Source organism: Caulobacter sp. FV2ye17ST (assembly GCF_058680955.1).
This window is the reverse complement of record NZ_CM178727.1, coordinates 3,261,692-3,276,824: the sequence shown is the minus strand read 5'-3', so window position 1 is coordinate 3,276,824 and position 15,133 is coordinate 3,261,692. Positions and strand designations below refer to the sequence as shown.

The following is a 15,133-nucleotide window of genomic DNA, read 5'->3' as shown; positions in this document are numbered from 1 at the left end:
CTCGGACCCGCCCTTTTTTTGTTCAGGGCAGCAGTTGCCGCCGCAGGGCGGGGACCGCGTCGGCCAGGGCCGTGGCGACCAGGGCCGAGACGTAGTCGGCCCCCTCGTGGCCCAGATGCGTGTAGTCGAAGGTCTGTTTGGGCGTGCCCATCGGCTCGGCCGCCGCGTTGGTCTGGATCGGTGTCGTCGCGACGGGCGGCGGCGGGGGAACGGCGGCGCCGGGGATCGCCGGCTCGTAGAACCGCGCCTCGATGGTGGTGCCCGACCGGGCGGCGTCGCGCACGCGCGCGTCAGGCGGGCTCTGGGCCAGCCGCATCGCCTCGACCGGGCCCATGGCCTGGACGGCGGCGGTGCTCAGGGCGTGCAGATCGACCAGCGGCGTACCGGTCTCGGCGGCCACCTTGCGGGTGGCCTGGGCCCATGGACCCAGATCGTCGATCAGCTTGCCGTCCTTGAACTGGCGGCGCGTCAGGGGCGTGACCAGCACCGGCTTGCCCCCGGCGGCCCGCACCTCTTCGACATAGCGCTTCAGATTGGCCGGAAACTCGGTGGCCAGGTCGGTCGATCGGCCCGGCTTGCCCGGCTGGTCGTTGTGGCCAAACTGGATCAGCACCCAGGTGTCGGAAAAGCCGCCCGACTTGATCTCGTACATCGCCAGCTTCCACGAGCCCTCCAGCCGGTAGTTGCTGGTGCTGCGACCGCCGCGCGCCAGGTTGATGCAGGCGACGAACGAGGTGACGTGCTTGCCGCAGAAGCTGGGGCCCCAGCCGCCCTGAACGGCGGTGGTGGAGTCGCCGATCAGCACGATCTTCGGGGATTTGAAGACGGGCGGGTCGGTGTCCGGCGTGGCCTGGGCGTGGGCGGCCATGGGGGCGGCGAGCAGGGCGGCGGCGAGGAGGAGGGGTTTCAGGCTCATTTTTCTTCTCCCACTTTTGATTGTCATCCCGGGCGCAGCGCAGCGGAGACCCGGGACCGCGACAAACTCAGAGCTTCCGGCGGTCCCGGCTCGGCGTGCTTCGCACTTGGCCGGGATGACAGTCTTTACGCCAGCGCCCGGTACTTGAAGTTGCGGAACCGCGCCGAGCCCTTGCCGGCCGCGTAGAGCCCCGGCTTCAGCATCAGGAACCCGCCGCGCACATTGTGGTGGTAGCCGCTGACCTCCATGCCCCGGTCGAAGCGCTTCCAGGTCGCGCCGCCGTCACTGCTGGTGTGGAAGCTGACGATGTGGCGGGTGTTGCGCAGCCGCATCAGCATCTTGGAGCCATGCGGATTGGCCGGGCGGCCGCGCTCGATGCCGTACTGGTGGGTGACGAAGTTCTTGGCGTCGAACCCCAGCCCGCAATAGAGCTGGCGGTCATAGAACAGGATCAGGCCGGCCCGGGTCTCGGGATCGATGTCGATCTCGCACTCGATCTCATAGGCCTGGTCGCCGTTGACGAAGATCAGCGGCGAGCCGCTGCTGGGCGCCTCGCCCGCGCCCTTCAGGGTCAGGACGCCGTCCTGGCGCGAAATGCGGCCCTGCTCGCCCGGCTTGGGGTCGAAGAAGTTCCACTGCACGCCCAGCTTGTCGGTGGTGAAGTCGTCCGACAGCGCCATGCCGTGCGGCACGGCCTTGCCGCCCTTCGGCTTGGCGATCGGCTTGGCCAGATCGCCGCCGCCGACCGTGAACCAGCCGTCCTTGGTCCAGGTCACCGGAGCCAGCAGGGTCTGGCGGCCCAGGGTGTAGAAGCCGTTTTCATAGCCGTGATAGACGGTCCACCAGTCGCCGGCCGGGCCCTCGACCAGGGTGGCGTGGCCGCGCGACCACCACTTCTCGGAATTGTCGGTGGTGCGCACGACCGGATTGTGCGGATCGTCTTCCCACGGGCCTGCCAGCGACTTGGCGCGGGCGACGATGACCATGTGGCCGGTCGGCGGGCCCGCCGTGCCGCCCACGGCGGTGACCAGGTAGTAGTAGTCGCCCTTCTTCATCACCTTGGGGCCTTCGGGCGAGAAGCCCTCGACGTCCCAGTCTTCCGGATAGTGCCAGGGATTATAGACGTGCTCGGGCTTGCCCACGGTCGACAGGCCGTCGGGGGCCAGCTGGATGCGGTCGCCGCCCGAAAGGAACAGCCAGCGCACGCCGTTCTCGTCGACCACGTGGCCGGGGTCGATATAGCGCGGCAGCTTCAGGTCGATGGGCTCCGACCACGGGCCCTCGATCCTGTCGGCCCAGATCACATAGCTGGTATTGTTGTTGGGCTGCTTGGCCGGCAGGTAGATGTAGAAGCGGCCCTTGTGCTTGCACAGCTCGGGGGCCCAGATCGAGCCGACATTGGTCTTCAGGCTGGCCACGACCGGCGTCCAGTTCACCAGATCCCGGCTGTGCCAGATCAGCAGGCCCGGATAGGCGTCGAACGAGCTGTGGGTCATGTAGTAGTCGTCGCCGTCCTTCAGGATCGACGGGTCGGGCCGGTCGCCGGCCAGGATCGGATTGAGGAAGGTTCCATCGCCCAGATCGGCCTTGCGCTGGCCCTCGACGCCCTTGGCCCAGGTCGGGGTTCCGGCGGGGGCGGGGCCGGGCAGGGTTCCCATCTGGGCCTGGCTGGCGGCGGGAACGGCGGCCGCGGCCGCGCCGGTCAGTAGCGAGCCAAGGGCTCCGCGTCGGCTGATCTGGACCATTCCGTGTTCCTTCCCAAGGCTACTGGCCGCGCGAACTGCTGTCGCGCTGGCGAATGTTACCGGTCACCTAGCGGCAAGTTTCCGCGAATGTCCACCGGTGTCATTGCGATTTTCGCAGGACAACGCTGTCACTGGAACGATCCGCGGGGAAGGGGAAACCGCACAGCAAAACGCCCGGGAGGCTGAACCGCCCGGGCGTTCTGGTCGTGACGGCTTGGAAGCCGAGCGCTTAGCCCTGCATGTCTTCCAGCTCGGTGCCGCGCGTCTCGCGAACCATCTTCTGGACGAAGAAGAACGAGACCAGGGCGCTGAGCGCGTAGAAGCCGTAGGTGACTGGCAGGCCAAGGCCCGCGGCCATGGCCGGGAAGCTGACCGAGATGGCGAAGTTGGCCATCCACTGGGCGAAGCCGGCGACGGCCAGGCCCGAACCGCGGATCTGGTTGGGGAACATCTCGCCCAGCATCACCCACATGACGGGGCCCCAGCTGAGGTTGAAGAACACCACATAGGCGTTGGCGGCGATCAGGGCGATCAGGCCGAAATTACCCGGCAGGCTGAGCGCGCCGTTGACCATCGAGCCCTGGAAGAAGCAGTAGCCGACGGTGCCCAGGGTGACGGCCATGCCGGCCGAGCCGATCAGCAGCAGCGGCTTGCGGCCGATCCTGTCGATCAGGGCGATGGCCAGCAGACAGGCCAGGATCGAGAGCGAGCCCGACAGGATGTTGATCTTCAGGCTGTCGTCTTCCGAGAAGCCCACCGACTGCCACAGCACCGAGCCGTAGTAGAAGACGATGTTGATGCCGACCAGTTGCTGGAACACGGCCAGACCGATGCCGGTCCAGACGATCGGACGCAGCTTCCTGGTGATCGGGTCGATCAGGTCGCTCATCTTGGGCTTGTGATGGTCGGCCGACAGCGAGGCGCGAATCTCGGCCACCTTCTTGTCGCCCTGGCCTTCGCCAAACAGGCGCGACAGGATCTTGGAGGCCTCGGCGTCCTTGCCCTTGGCGACCAGATAGCGCGGGCTTTCCGGGATCGTCAGCAGGCTGAAGAAGAACACGGCGGCGGGGATGACCTGCATCCAGAACATCCAGCGCCAGGCCGGGAAGCCCAGCCAGAAGGTCGCCGTCGAGCTGCCGGCGGTGTGGGCCAGGATGTAGTTGGCCACGAACGCGCCGGTCAGGCCGGTGATGATCATGATCTGCTGCACCGACGACAGGCGGCCGCGGATGTTGGCGGGCGTGACTTCCGAAATATAGACCGGGCACAGCACGCTGGCCGCGCCCACGCCCAGGCCGCCGATCAGGCGGAAGGCGATGAACACCATCGAGCTGTCGGCCGCGCCGGTGCCGATGGCGCTGACCAGGAACAGCAGGGCCGAGATCAGCATCACGGTGCGGCGGCCCCAGACGTCGGCCAGACGGCCGGCGGCGAAGGCGCCGATGGCGCAACCGATCAGGATGGCGCCGACGTTCAGGCCGGTGCCCAGCTTGCTGAGGTTGAAGGCGCTTTCCAGGCCTTCCTGCGTGCCGTTGATGACGCCGCTGTCATAGCCGAACATGAAGCCGCCAATGGTGGCGACGGCCACGATCGCGGCGATGAAGCCCATATTGACCTTGCCGCCGTCGGCGCTCATGCCCGGGCTAGGGCCCGCGCTGGATACTGAAGCCATTGGTTTCCTCCCCGTGGCCCGAAGGCCGTGTTCAATCCCTGAGCGTCCTTGATGAAGCGCTCGTTGAGGGCGACCTTAGTGTTACCGGTATCAGCGCGCAAGCGGCGAGACAGGGTTGCGACTTTGGCCGTCTTTATGCCGGGTGCGATCTGTGCTAGCTAGGCTTAGCTAATAGCGAGTCCGGCCATGCGTACAGTCAACATGCACGACGCCAAGTCGCAACTTTCAAGGTTGGTTGAAGCCGTCGAGAGCGGTGAGACCGACGAGGTGGTGATCGCCCGCAATGGCCGGCCCGCGGCGCGGCTGGTGCCCATGGTGTCGGCTGGCCGCACGCCCGTGCGCATCGGCATCGCCAAGGGTCTGTTCGTCGCGCCGGCCGATACCCAGGCCCAGGACGCCGAGGTGGCCGCGCTTTTCCTGGAGCCCCGGGATTGAGGCTGCTGCTCGACACGCACATCGCGCTCTGGACCCTGACCGACGACCCGCGCCTTTCCCAGCAGGCGCGCGCGCTGATCCTGGATCCCGCCAACGAGGTCTGTGTCAGCGCCGTGACCTTGTGGGAGATCGCCATCAAGCATGGGCTGGCTCGCGAGGGGGCCGGCGCGATGCCGATCTCCGCCCAGGAAGCCCAGCTGCTGTTCAGCGCGTCGGGCTATTCGCTGGTCCCGATCACGCCCGAGCAGGCGGTGGCGGTCGAAACCCTGCCGCGCATCCACGCCGATCCTTTCGACCGCCTGCTGGTGGCCCAGGGGCTCACCGACGCCCTGGTGCTGGTGACGCACGACGCGGTGGTGGCCTCCTACAACGCGCGGATCATCCAGGTCTGACCTGGGCCTCAAACGCCTGACCGTTGCGCCAAAACCGCACTCCATCTCCAAGCGCAACATTGCCGAAAAGACATTTGATCCCGGTGTCGCGGCGCGGTCTACAGCTAGCAACTATTTACAGTTGTAGTATTTACAGTTGTAATGCTGTGGCGTCGGGCGATCTCGTTCGGGGCGTGAGTCCGGGGAGCGTCCATGCGTCTGAAACTTCTGCTCGTGGCGACCGCGATGGTCCTGCCCGGCCTGGCCATGGCCCAGACCGCGCCCGCCCAAGGCGCGCCTGTCCAGAGCGCGCCCGCCGCCGCCAGGCTCGTGGACAAGTCCGCCCCGACCGCCGTCGAGGGCGTGACGGTGACCAGCGATCCCGTGGCCATGCGCACCTCGATCGACCGCCGCAGCTACAGCGTCGCCAACGACCTGTCGGCCCGCACCGGCTCGATCGCCGACGCCCTGCGCAACATCCCCTCGGTCGAGGTCGACGTGCAGGGCAATGTCAGCCTGCGCGGCGACGCCAATGTCACCATCCTGATCGACGGCAAGCCCTCGGGCCAGTTCAACGGCGACGGCAAGGCAGACGCCCTGCAGTCGCTACCGGCCGACCAGATCGACCGGGTCGAGGTGATGACCAACCCTTCCGCCGCCTTCCGTCCCGACGGCTCGGCCGGGATCATCAACCTGATCACCAAGAAGACCAACAAGGCCGGAACGACCGGTTCGGTGCGCCTGAATGTCGGCCCCAACGGTCGCTACAACGGCGGGATCAGCGCCAATCGCCGCGCGGGGAAGCTGACCCTGTCGGGCGACGCCGGCTATCGCTACGACACCCAGAAGGGCGTGCAGACGATCGACCGCGCCACCCTCGATCCGGTCAGCGGCCAGCTTCTGCCCAGCCTCTATGACGCCGACCAGGAAAACGAGGGCGGCGGGCTGAACCTGAGGGGCGGGGTCGACTATGACCTCGACAAGCAGAACCGCCTGAGCGGCGAGGTCCGCTTTCGCGGATTTAACTTCGACAGCGACGTGTTGGAGACCTATTCGGCCCGCAACGCCCTGGGCGGCGTCTCGCGCGCCTACAACCGGATCTCGGAAGCCAGCCTTGAGCGCAACAATACCTCCGTCAGCGCCGACTGGCGCCGGCAGCTGAAGGGCGCCGACCACCTGCTGACCACCCATCTGGAATACGAGGTCACCGACTTCACGCGCGACGCCAACGCCATCCTGCGCAACACGCCCGGCGCCACGGTCTATGAGGCCCAGGGCTTTGGCCTCGACCAGACGCGCACCAACCTCAAGGTCGACTACAGCAAGCCCCTGCCGGATGACGTCAAGCTGAAGGCCGGCGTCGATTTCGAGGTCGCCCAGAACGACTATGACAATCGCGGCGCCACGGGCGCGGCCCCCGGATCGCTGACCGTCGATCCCAACCGCACCAACCGCTTCCTCTATGACCAGGACGTCTATGCGGCCTATGTCACCTATGAGCGGCCGTTCGGCGACGTGACGGTGCAGGGCGGTCTGCGGGCCGAGCAGGTCAGGATCGACACCCACCAGTTGACCTCGAACCAGAAAAACCAGAACGACTATTTCAAGGTCTATCCCAGTCTGCACATGGGCTACACGCTCAACGAAAACAACACGTTGAGCGCCAACTATAGCCATCGTGTGCAGCGCCCGGGCGCTCAGGACCTCAATCCCTACCGGGTCTATATCGACCCCTATAACTACCGGTCCGGCAATCCGGACCTGAAGCCCCAGCAGACCGACTCCTATGAGCTGGGCTGGCAGTATCGCAAGGCCCAGACCTACTACCTGGCCACCCTGTATGTTCGTCAGAACAAGGAGAGCGTCACCGAGGTGGTGCGCGATCTGGGCGGCGGCGTGCTGCTGACCACCAAGGAAAACCTGGGCAAGAACAACAGCGCCGGCCTGGAGCTGTCAGCCAATGGCCGCCTGACGCCCAAGCTGACCTACAATCTTAGCAGCAACATCTTCCACAACGAGATCGCGGCGACCAAGCTGGGCTTTTCGGGCACGCGGTCGGACACCATGGTCTCGGGCCGCGTCAATCTGAACTGGCAGGCCACGCCCAATGACTTCTTCCAGCTCAACGCCTTCGCCTCGGGCAAGCGCCTGACGCCCCAGGGCTATCGCCAGCCCGTGCAGTCGATGAACCTGGGCTACCGCCGCAAGGTCAGCGACAAGCTGTCATTCGTGGTCACGGCCCAGGATGTGCTGGACACCCTGAAGGACCGGGTGGTCATCGACACCCCGACCCTCCGCGACAGGACGGAGCGCTCGGCCAATTTCCGCTCGGTGTTCTTCGGCTTCACCTACAGCTTCGGCGGCGGCAAGCCGCGCCCCGAGCAGTTCGACTTCAGCACCGGTCAGGTGGGGTAGGGCAGCTCCACCCCTATCCCGCTCTTCCCGGCGACGCGGAGATCGGAGTTTTTGGCGGGGCGACTACCCCGCCGCCGCGTCGAGCTTGTCCTGGGTCCTGGTGTCGAAGTCGCTGGCCTCGTGGCGTTCGCGCAGTTGGCTGGAGGGCTCGCCGAACACGCGGTTGACCATGCGGCCGCGCTTGACGGCGGGGCGCGCGCCGATGGCGTCGGTCCAGCGGATGACGTTCTTGTAGTCATGCACCGACAGGAACTCGCCGGCCTCGTACAGCAGGCCCTTGGCCATGCCGCCGTACCAGGGCCAGATGGCCATGTCGGCGATGGTGTACTCGTCGCCGGCAATGAAGGGCCGCTCGGCCAGCTGCCGGTCCAGCACGTCCATCTGGCGCTTTACCTCCATGGCGTAGCGGTCGATCGGATATTCCATCTTGTAGGGCGCATAGGCGTAGAAGTGGCCAAAGCCGCCGCCCAGGAACGGCGCGCTGCCCATCTGCCAGAACAGCCACGACAGGCACTCGGCCCGCGCCGCCGGCTCGGTGGGCAGGAAGGCCCCGAACTTTTCGGCCAGGTGCATCATGATGGCGCCGGACTCGAAGATCCGGATCGGCTCGGGGCCGCTGTGGTCGACCAGGGCGGGGATCTTGGAATTGGGATTGGCCGAGACGAAGCCGCTGCCGAACTGGTCGCCGTCGCCGATATTGATCAGCCAGGCGTCATACTCGGCCCCCGCATGGCCCAGGGCCAGCAGCTCCTCCAGCATGATCGTCACCTTGACGCCGTTGGGCGTGCCCAGGGAGTACAGCTGGAGCGGATGGCGGCCCACCTTCAGGGGCTTGTCATGGGTGGGCCCTGCGATCGGCCGGTTGATCGAGGCGAACTTGCCGCCGTTCTCGCGGTTCCAGGTCCAGACCTTGGGGGGGACATAGGCGGGGGCGTCGGTCATGGCGGGCTCCTGGAGCATGGGGCGTCCGGTCGCCCTGCGTTTCCAAAGTAGATGCAGTGGGCGCAGGGCGCCAGTGGCCCGACGCTACCGCTTCATGTCGAGCAGCTCCTTCAGCATCTCATCGGCCGTCGTGATGATCTTGGAACAGGCTGAATAGGCCCTCTGGGTGCGGATCAGATCGGTGAACTCGGTCGACAGGTCCACGGTCGAGGCCTCCAGCGTGAAGGGCGCGATATCACCAGCCCCGCCTTCGCCCGGGGCCTTGAGGCTGAAGCCGCCGCTGTCGCTGGTCAGGCGCCAGGCGTTGCCGTCCACCGCCTCCAGCCCGTCGGGATTGGGGAAGGTGGCGATGGCCACCTGGGCGATCCGGCGCACGACGCCGTTATCGAAAAGGGCGGTGACATAGCCGTCCTCGTCGATCTCGACGCCGGTCAGATTGCCAAACGCCGTGCCGTTGCTGTCGACGGTCCCGGCCAGAGACGGCTGGTTGTATTGGGTCAGGCCGCCGAGGGCGCCGGACAGGTCGATCTGGATATCCTGACCGGAAAGTCCCAGCCCGTCGGCCCACCGCGCCGCGCCGCCCGCCGCCGCCGCCGGATCGGAGGCCCCGATCGAGATCGACGGCGGCGCGCCGCTCAGCAGGCCCCCGGTGTCGATCAGCTTGCCGTCGTTGGTGAAGCTGATCTTGCCTGAGCTGATCAGGCCGTTGGCGTTGTTGTCCAGGTCGCCCGGCTTGGCCCGCAGTTCGGCGAACCATTCGTTGGGAGCCGGTCCCTTGATCAGCGACAGGGTCAGGTTGCGACTTCCGCCCTTGGAGTCCGAGACCGGGATCTGGATCTCGAAGTCCGGCTTGACCCCCGTATTGGGATCCAGGGCATGGTCGGCCATCGAGCGCGTGGCCGGATCATAGGCCCCGCCGGCGATCGCGTCGGCCTTCGTCCCCAGGCCCAGGGCCGCGAGGGTGACCGTCTGGCCCGCGGTGGTCAGCGACGTCACCGCCGTGGTCGCGCCCTTGGGCACATAGCCGGTCAGGGCCCCGGTGACGGGGTCGTAGGACGCCACGCCCGTCGATACCGCCACCCCGGCCCGACTGATCTCGACCGCGTACTGGTTGCCCGCCCCGGTCGGACTGTAGGTCACGGCATAGTCGGCGACGCCCGAGGGGCTTTCGGCCACGCCGGTCTTGCTGACCGCCACCTTGGCCGGGGCCGACACCGCCTGGGCGCCGTTCAGATTGGCGCTGATCCTGGCGCGGGTGGTCTTGTCGACCGCGCCGCCCACCGCGCCGATATTGATCGACGACAGCCGCGACAGGTCGGACGGGTCGGTCGTGATCAGGCCGGTCGCCGGATCGGCCAGCCAGCCCTGCAGATAGAGGCCTGCGTCGTTGCGCAGATAGCCCCTGTTGTCGAGCGTGAACGATCCGGCGCGGGTGAACAGACGCGTGTCGGTCGGCCCCAGGCCTTCGGCCTTCTGGGTCGCCACGAAGAAGCCGGCTCCGGTGATCGACAGGTCGGTTCCCGAGGTGGTCGACATCCCCAGACCCTGCTGGGAGACGTGCTGGCGCAGGCTGGTGCTGACCCCGCCCGCGCCATAGCCTCCGCCGCGTGATCCCACGATCGAGGAAAAGCTCATGGTCTGACGCTTGTAGCCAGGGGTGTTGACGTTGGCGATATTGTTGGCGATCGAGGCTAGGGCCGATGAATTGGCCAACAGGCCGGATATTCCGGCGCGCATGGCGCTTGCTATGGTCATGAGGGTCCCCCTGAGTGTTCAGGCGGATGGCGTTGCAGCTTGCGTGCGACGGACGAAGTTGCTCAAGAATGAGTAGTATAGATAGTTAATGCGCGGCAGCGTTTACTATGTTTCGGCCAGGACTGCCGTGTCGTTTCTGCCAGCGGGGGGTTCTTGCCCTGGATCCCTGGTGCGTGATGCTTTGCATCCAAGACCCTAATCCCCCGTCATCCCGGGACTTGTTCCCGGGACCCATCTATCCGCCGCACGGGCGGCGCACGGATGATCGATGGCGGGGCGGCTGAACCATGGGTCCCGGGAACAAGTCCCGGGATGACGGTGCTTGGCGGAGGCGGGAGCTCCCTCCGGCCAGAGGTTGTCCACGACTTTCGAAGTCAAAGCGCTATCCTTCCCCCTTTGATGGGGGAAGGGCAGGGATGGGGGTGACCCCGCTGGACGGTTTCACGCCGGCCGCGCCCCATCCTGAACCTCTGTCACCCCCATCCCCAACCCTTCCCCCATCAAAGGGGGAAGGGGGCAGGCCTTGCGCCCGGGCTCTATCCCCGTGCCCGCACGGGGATAGAGCCCGCCCCGACTCCAATGAAAACAACGCCCTGACCCCGCCACCCAGCGTCACGATGCAAAATCGACGCAGCCCCCTCTAAAACGCCCGCATACTTCTCCTTGCTTCATCGCAAGGGGAGGGCGTCCAGCTGGCGACCTGACGGGCGGTGAAGGCGGTTTTACGGGTTCAGAGGACAGGTGACGTAAACCCGCCTATCGGAGGAAGGCCAAGCCTCCGCCCGTCCGAAGGTTCGCTCCGGGTTCCTCCGGAATCGGTGTGGCTGCAGCCCAAGGCTGGGTCCGTCGCGAGGAGGGCAAAGCCCGGGTGGGGCATAGGGTTGAACAAGACCCGCGCGCCCCGGCCAGAGGGATAACAGCCGCGCGGAGCGCTCCGGCCACGGCCGAAACGGTACTCCACTAAACCCTCATCCGGGCCTGGCCCGGACGCTCCGCCGCCTCCCCACTTGCCGGTGAAATCCGGCGAGGGCGCGAACCTGTGTCCGTATCGGCTCGTTCAGCACGCCCCCTCCGTCACGATGCGTATTCGCATCGCGCCACCTCCCCCGCACGCTTAGCTACGGGGCAGGAGAAGAACAGCCGAACCTTCCTGCCCCGCTTGCGGGGGAGGTGGCGCGGCGCGAAGCGACGTGACGGAGGGGCGCTGGGCCTGTCAGGTTGAAAAAGGCCCCCGGATCGCTCCGAGGGCCTTGGGATCATCAGTGATTATGCCTGGGCAACTTCGCCGCCAGGTCCTGGTACTTGACCGCGAACTCCAGCACCCCGCCGGTCTCCAGCTGGCCCGTATGGGCGCGGTAGATTTCCTGCCAGGGGGTCATGGTTTCCGGCACGGGCGGCAGGCCTTCCTTGCGGCGTTCGGCGATGGTCGCCTCGTCCACCAGGGCGTCGCAGCGGCCGGTGTTGAGGTCGATGCGGATGGTGTCGCCGGTGCGCAGCCACGACAGCCCGCCGCCGATCGCGCTTTCGGGCGAGGCGTTGAGGATCGAGGGGCTGTCGGCGGTGCCCGACTGGCGGCCGTCGCCCAGGGTGGGCAGGCTCATGATGCCGCGCTTGAGCAGGGCGTCCGGCGGCTGCATGTTGACCACCTCGGCCGAGCCGGGCCAGCCGATCGGACCCGCGCCGCGGATCACCAGGATGCAGTGCTCGTCGATGTTCAGGGCCGGGTCGTTGATGCGGGCGTGATAGTCGCCCGACCCGTCGAACACGATGGCGCGGGCCTCGAAGATGTCTTCCTTGCCCGGATCGCTCAGATAGCGGGCGCGGAAGTCGGCGCCGATGACGCTGGACTTCATGATCGCGAAATCGAACAGGTTGCCCTTCAGCACCAGGAAGCCGGCCTTTTCGGCCAGGGGCTGGGCGTAGGGGAAGATCACCTCACGGTCCTTGGTCTCGCGACCCTCGAGGTTCTGCGCCATGGTCTTGCCGGTGACGGTCAGGACGTCGCCGTGCAGGCGGCCGTTCTGCAGCAGCTCCCACAGCACGGCGGGGGCGCCGCCGGCCCGGTGGAAGCGCTCGCCCAGATACTTGCCGGCCGGCTGCATGTTGACGATCAGCGGGATGTCATAGGCCGCCCGCCAGTCGTCGGCGGTGATCTCCAGGCCCGCGTGACGGGCCATGGCGGCGATGTGCGGCTGGGCGTTGGTCGAGCCGCCGGCCGCCGCAACCAGGGCGATGGCGTTCTCGAACGCCTTCTGGGTCAGGATGTCCTTGGGCTTGATGTCTTCATAGGCCAGGTCGACGATCCGCTGACCGGTGCGATAGGCCATCTGGCCGCGCTCGCGATAGGGGGCCGGGATGGCCGCGCAGCCGGTCAGCGACAGGCCAAGCGCTTCGGCGACCGCGTTCATGGTCGAGGCCGTGCCCATGGTGTTGCAGTGGCCGGCCGAGGGGGCGCTGTCGGCGGCGCGCTGGATGAATTCTGCCTCGTCGATCTCGCCGGCCGCCAGCTTGCGGCGCGAGCGCCAGATCACCGTGCCCGAACCGACCAGCTCGCCGTCGTGCCAGCCGTCCAGCATCGGTCCGCCCGACAGGACGATGGCCGGGATGTTGACCGTGGTGGCGGCCATGATGCCGGCCGGCGTGGTCTTGTCGCAGCCGGTGGTCAGCACCACGGCGTCGATCGGATAGCCGTGCAGGGTCTCGACCAGGCCCAGATACGAGAGGTTGCGGTCCAGCGCCGCCGTCGGGCGACGGCAGTTCTCGAAGATCGGATGGACCGGGAACTCCATCGGAATGCCGCCGGCGTCGCGGATGCCGTCACGGATCCGGGTCACCAGGTCCAGATGGATGCGGTTGCACGGCGAGATGTCGCTGCCGGTCTGGGCGATGCCGATGATCGGCTTGCCGCTGCGCAGTTCCTCGGGCGTGATCCCGTAGTTCATGAACCGCTCCAGATAGAGGGCGGTCATGTCGATATGGTCGGGATTGTCGAACCAGTCGCGCGAGCGGAAGCGGCGGGGCGTTCTATTCGCGGCGGTCAAGGCGCACCTCGTATTGGGGCTGGCCGGCGACATCGACATCGACGGCGAACAGGCCGCCGGCTTCGGGCCAGGCGGCGAGGGTCTCGTCGCTCAGGCCCTTGCGGGCGGTGGTGAAATAGAGGGTCTTCAGGTTGGGACCGCCAAAGCACGGCTTGGTGATGTTGGGGGCGGGCACGGCGATGCGGTCGACGACCACGCCCTCCGGCGAGATGCGCAGCACCGAGGCGCCGCCCCACAGGGCGGTCCACAGATAGCCCTGGCTGTCGACCACCGAGCCGTCGGGCCAGGCGTTGTCGATGTCGATACGGGCCAGCACACGCTTGTTGGTCAGGTCGCCATCGGCGTCGACGTCATAGGCCCAGATCGTCTTGGCCAGGGTATCGGTGTGATAGAACGTCTTGCCGTCCGGGCTGACACACGGGCCGTTGGTGATGCAGACGCCGTCGTCCTGCTTGACCGTTTCGCCGGCGGCGGTCAGGCGATAGAGGGCGCCGCTGGCGGCTTCCTCGCCGTCGTGCATGGTGCCGAACCACAGCCGGCCATGGTGGTCGATGGTGGAATCGTTGGGGCGGTTGTCGAGTTCCGGGGGCTCGATCTCGCCCAGGAACGCGAAGTCGCCGCTGGCGGGATCAAAGCTGTGCAGGCCGCTCTTCAGCCCGGCGATGAAGCCGGCCTCGCCGGCGATGGGCGCGACAAAGGTCACCTGGTCGGGGGCGTCGAAGCTCTGCTGCTCGCCGCTGGCGGGATCGTAGCGATGGACGGCCTGGCCCTTGATGTCGACGAACCACAGGGCGTCGCGATGCCAGATCGGGCCCTCCCCGAGGGTGGCTTTCAGGTCCCAGACGCAGGTGGGGGTAGGCATCGGTAGCATCTCCTAGACCCTCCATCCTTGATGGGCGGGGTGATCGCAGTCAGCAAAAGCGGCTGTCATCCCGGACAAGCGAAGCGCAGATCCGGGACCGCCGGAAGCTCTGAGTTCACGCGTCGGTCCCGGATCATCGCGCTGCGCGCTTGTCCGGGATGACAACCGTCTTTGGCCCTGTGCGATAGCGCTCTCCCCATTCAGGGGGAAGGGCGCAATCCCTGGTTACCGCCAGCCGGCGTCGATCCAGTACTCATGACCCGTACACAGCTCGGCGTCGTCGGACGCCAGGAACAGCACCAGGGATGCGATGTGATCCGGGACCAGGCGGCCCTTCAGGCACTGGGCCGCGACGATCTCGGCCTCGCCTTCGGGCGTGTACCACTTCTCCTGGCGCTTGGTCTTGACGTTGCCGGGCACCACGCAGGTGACGCGGATGTCGTCGGGACCCAGCTCGCGGGCCAGGGCCCGGGTCATGCCCTCGATGCCCGCCTTGGCGGTTTCATAGAGGACCAGGTCCTCCAGACCCAGGTGCCAGCTGATCGAGCCGAAATTGATGATCGCCCCGCCGCCGCGCTTGGCCATGCCCGGCGCGACCGCCTGGGCCGCGAACAGCATGTGGCGCAGGTTCACGCCGATGCGGTTGTCCCAATAGGCGGGCGTGATGTCGGCCAGCTTGTGGCGGTCGTCATTGCCGGCGTTGTTGACCAGCACGTCGATGTCGCCGATGTCGGCCAGGGTGGCCTTCAGGCCTTCCAGGTCCATCAGGTCGCAATGCCTGTAGACCGGCGCGATGGCCGCGTTCGGCGTCAACTGCTCGGCCAGGGCCTTGGAGTCTTCATCGACGATGTCGAGGAAGATCACCTCGGCGCCCTGGCGCACGAAGCCGGCGGTGAGGCCGGCCCCGATGCCGCTACCGCCGCCGGTGACGACGACGCGTTTGCCCTTGAGGCTGGGATAGATGGCAGAGGACATGCGG

Annotated in this window: 11 protein-coding genes; 3 read left to right on the top strand and 8 right to left on the bottom strand. The window is 66.9% G+C overall.

All coding sequences use genetic code 11. The features are described from left to right. Nucleotides 1–22: 22 nt before the first annotated feature. The 3 genes from ACW17V_RS15605 to ACW17V_RS15595 all read right to left on the bottom strand — a co-directional run bounded on the left by ACW17V_RS15605 (nt 23) and on the right by ACW17V_RS15595 (nt 4,333). Nucleotides 23–916, bottom strand: a complete 894-nt coding sequence (locus tag ACW17V_RS15605) for a rhamnogalacturonan acetylesterase (RefSeq protein WP_492105971.1) — start codon at nt 914–916, stop codon at nt 23–25. A gap of 125 nt (nt 917–1,041) precedes the next feature. Beyond that, nucleotides 1,042–2,661, bottom strand: coding sequence for a family 43 glycosylhydrolase (locus ACW17V_RS15600; protein ID WP_492105970.1), 1,620 nt, complete (start codon nt 2,659–2,661; stop codon nt 1,042–1,044). 229 nt (nt 2,662–2,890) lie between these two features. After that, nucleotides 2,891–4,333, bottom strand: coding sequence for a sugar porter family MFS transporter (locus ACW17V_RS15595; protein ID WP_492105969.1), 1,443 nt, complete (start codon nt 4,331–4,333; stop codon nt 2,891–2,893). A gap of 186 nt (nt 4,334–4,519) precedes the next feature. On the opposite strand from ACW17V_RS15595, the gene ACW17V_RS15590 reads away from it, so the two are divergent. From ACW17V_RS15590 to ACW17V_RS15580, 3 genes are all read left to right on the top strand, one after another. Continuing rightward, nucleotides 4,520–4,768, top strand: a complete 249-nt coding sequence (locus tag ACW17V_RS15590; protein WP_492105968.1) for a type II toxin-antitoxin system Phd/YefM family antitoxin — start codon at nt 4,520–4,522, stop codon at nt 4,766–4,768. Continuing rightward, a complete protein-coding gene (locus ACW17V_RS15585; RefSeq protein ID WP_492105967.1) occupies nt 4,765–5,160 on the top strand; it encodes a type II toxin-antitoxin system VapC family toxin in 396 nt (131 codons plus the stop codon). Before ACW17V_RS15590 ends, ACW17V_RS15585 begins: the two co-directional genes overlap by 4 nt. 192 nt (nt 5,161–5,352) lie before the next feature. Continuing rightward, complete coding sequence (locus ACW17V_RS15580; protein ID WP_492105966.1) at nt 5,353–7,554, top strand: TonB-dependent receptor domain-containing protein; 2,202 nt, start codon at nt 5,353–5,355, stop codon at nt 7,552–7,554. A 63-nt stretch (nt 7,555–7,617) separates the two neighbouring features. Here the strand turns inward: ACW17V_RS15580 and yghU are convergent, their stop codons facing one another. From yghU to xylB, 5 genes are all read right to left on the bottom strand, one after another. Further along, the gene (gene yghU / locus ACW17V_RS15575) at nt 7,618–8,496 is read right to left on the bottom strand and encodes a glutathione-dependent disulfide-bond oxidoreductase (RefSeq protein WP_492105965.1); all 879 of its coding nucleotides are present in this window, start codon (nt 8,494–8,496) and stop codon (nt 7,618–7,620) included. A gap of 84 nt (nt 8,497–8,580) precedes the next feature. Beyond that, nucleotides 8,581–10,251 carry a flagellar hook-basal body complex protein gene (locus tag ACW17V_RS15570; RefSeq protein WP_492105964.1) on the bottom strand — a complete coding sequence of 557 codons (1,671 nt, stop codon included), beginning with the start codon at nt 10,249–10,251 and terminating at the stop codon, nt 8,581–8,583. Between the two features lie 1,259 nt (nt 10,252–11,510). Next, complete coding sequence (xylD, locus tag ACW17V_RS15565) at nt 11,511–13,325, bottom strand: xylonate dehydratase XylD (RefSeq protein WP_492108815.1); 1,815 nt, start codon at nt 13,323–13,325, stop codon at nt 11,511–11,513. Beyond that, nucleotides 13,276–14,154 carry an SMP-30/gluconolactonase/LRE family protein gene (locus ACW17V_RS15560; RefSeq protein WP_492105963.1) on the bottom strand — a complete coding sequence of 293 codons (879 nt, stop codon included), beginning with the start codon at nt 14,152–14,154 and terminating at the stop codon, nt 13,276–13,278. The genes xylD and ACW17V_RS15560 overlap by 50 nt, the downstream gene beginning before the upstream one ends. Before the next feature lie 225 nt (nt 14,155–14,379). Beyond that, nucleotides 14,380–15,129, bottom strand: coding sequence for a D-xylose 1-dehydrogenase (gene xylB / locus ACW17V_RS15555; RefSeq protein WP_492105962.1), 750 nt, complete (start codon nt 15,127–15,129; stop codon nt 14,380–14,382). Between the last annotated feature and the right edge of the window lie 4 nt (nt 15,130–15,133).

Excerpts from the sequence above, each read along its gene's own strand:
- ACW17V_RS15595 (WP_492105969.1), bottom strand. The coding sequence starts at position 4,333 with ATGGCTTCAGTATCCAGCGCGGGCCCTAGCCCGGGCATGAGCGCCGAC.
- yghU (WP_492105965.1), bottom strand. The coding sequence starts at position 8,496 with ATGACCGACGCCCCCGCCTATGTCCCCCCCAAGGTCTGGACCTGGAAC.
- ACW17V_RS15605 (WP_492105971.1), bottom strand. The coding sequence starts at position 916 with ATGAGCCTGAAACCCCTCCTCCTCGCCGCCGCCCTGCTCGCCGCCCCC.
- ACW17V_RS15580 (WP_492105966.1), top strand. The coding sequence starts at position 5,353 with ATGCGTCTGAAACTTCTGCTCGTGGCGACCGCGATGGTCCTGCCCGGC.
- ACW17V_RS15570 (WP_492105964.1), bottom strand. The coding sequence starts at position 10,251 with ATGACCATAGCAAGCGCCATGCGCGCCGGAATATCCGGCCTGTTGGCC.
- xylB (WP_492105962.1), bottom strand. The coding sequence starts at position 15,129 with ATGTCCTCTGCCATCTATCCCAGCCTCAAGGGCAAACGCGTCGTCGTC.
- ACW17V_RS15590 (WP_492105968.1), top strand. The coding sequence starts at position 4,520 with ATGCGTACAGTCAACATGCACGACGCCAAGTCGCAACTTTCAAGGTTG.
- xylD (WP_492108815.1), bottom strand. The coding sequence starts at position 13,325 with ATGTCGCCGGCCAGCCCCAATACGAGGTGCGCCTTGACCGCCGCGAAT.
- ACW17V_RS15560 (WP_492105963.1), bottom strand. The coding sequence starts at position 14,154 with ATGCCTACCCCCACCTGCGTCTGGGACCTGAAAGCCACCCTCGGGGAG.
- ACW17V_RS15600 (WP_492105970.1), bottom strand. The coding sequence starts at position 2,661 with ATGGTCCAGATCAGCCGACGCGGAGCCCTTGGCTCGCTACTGACCGGC.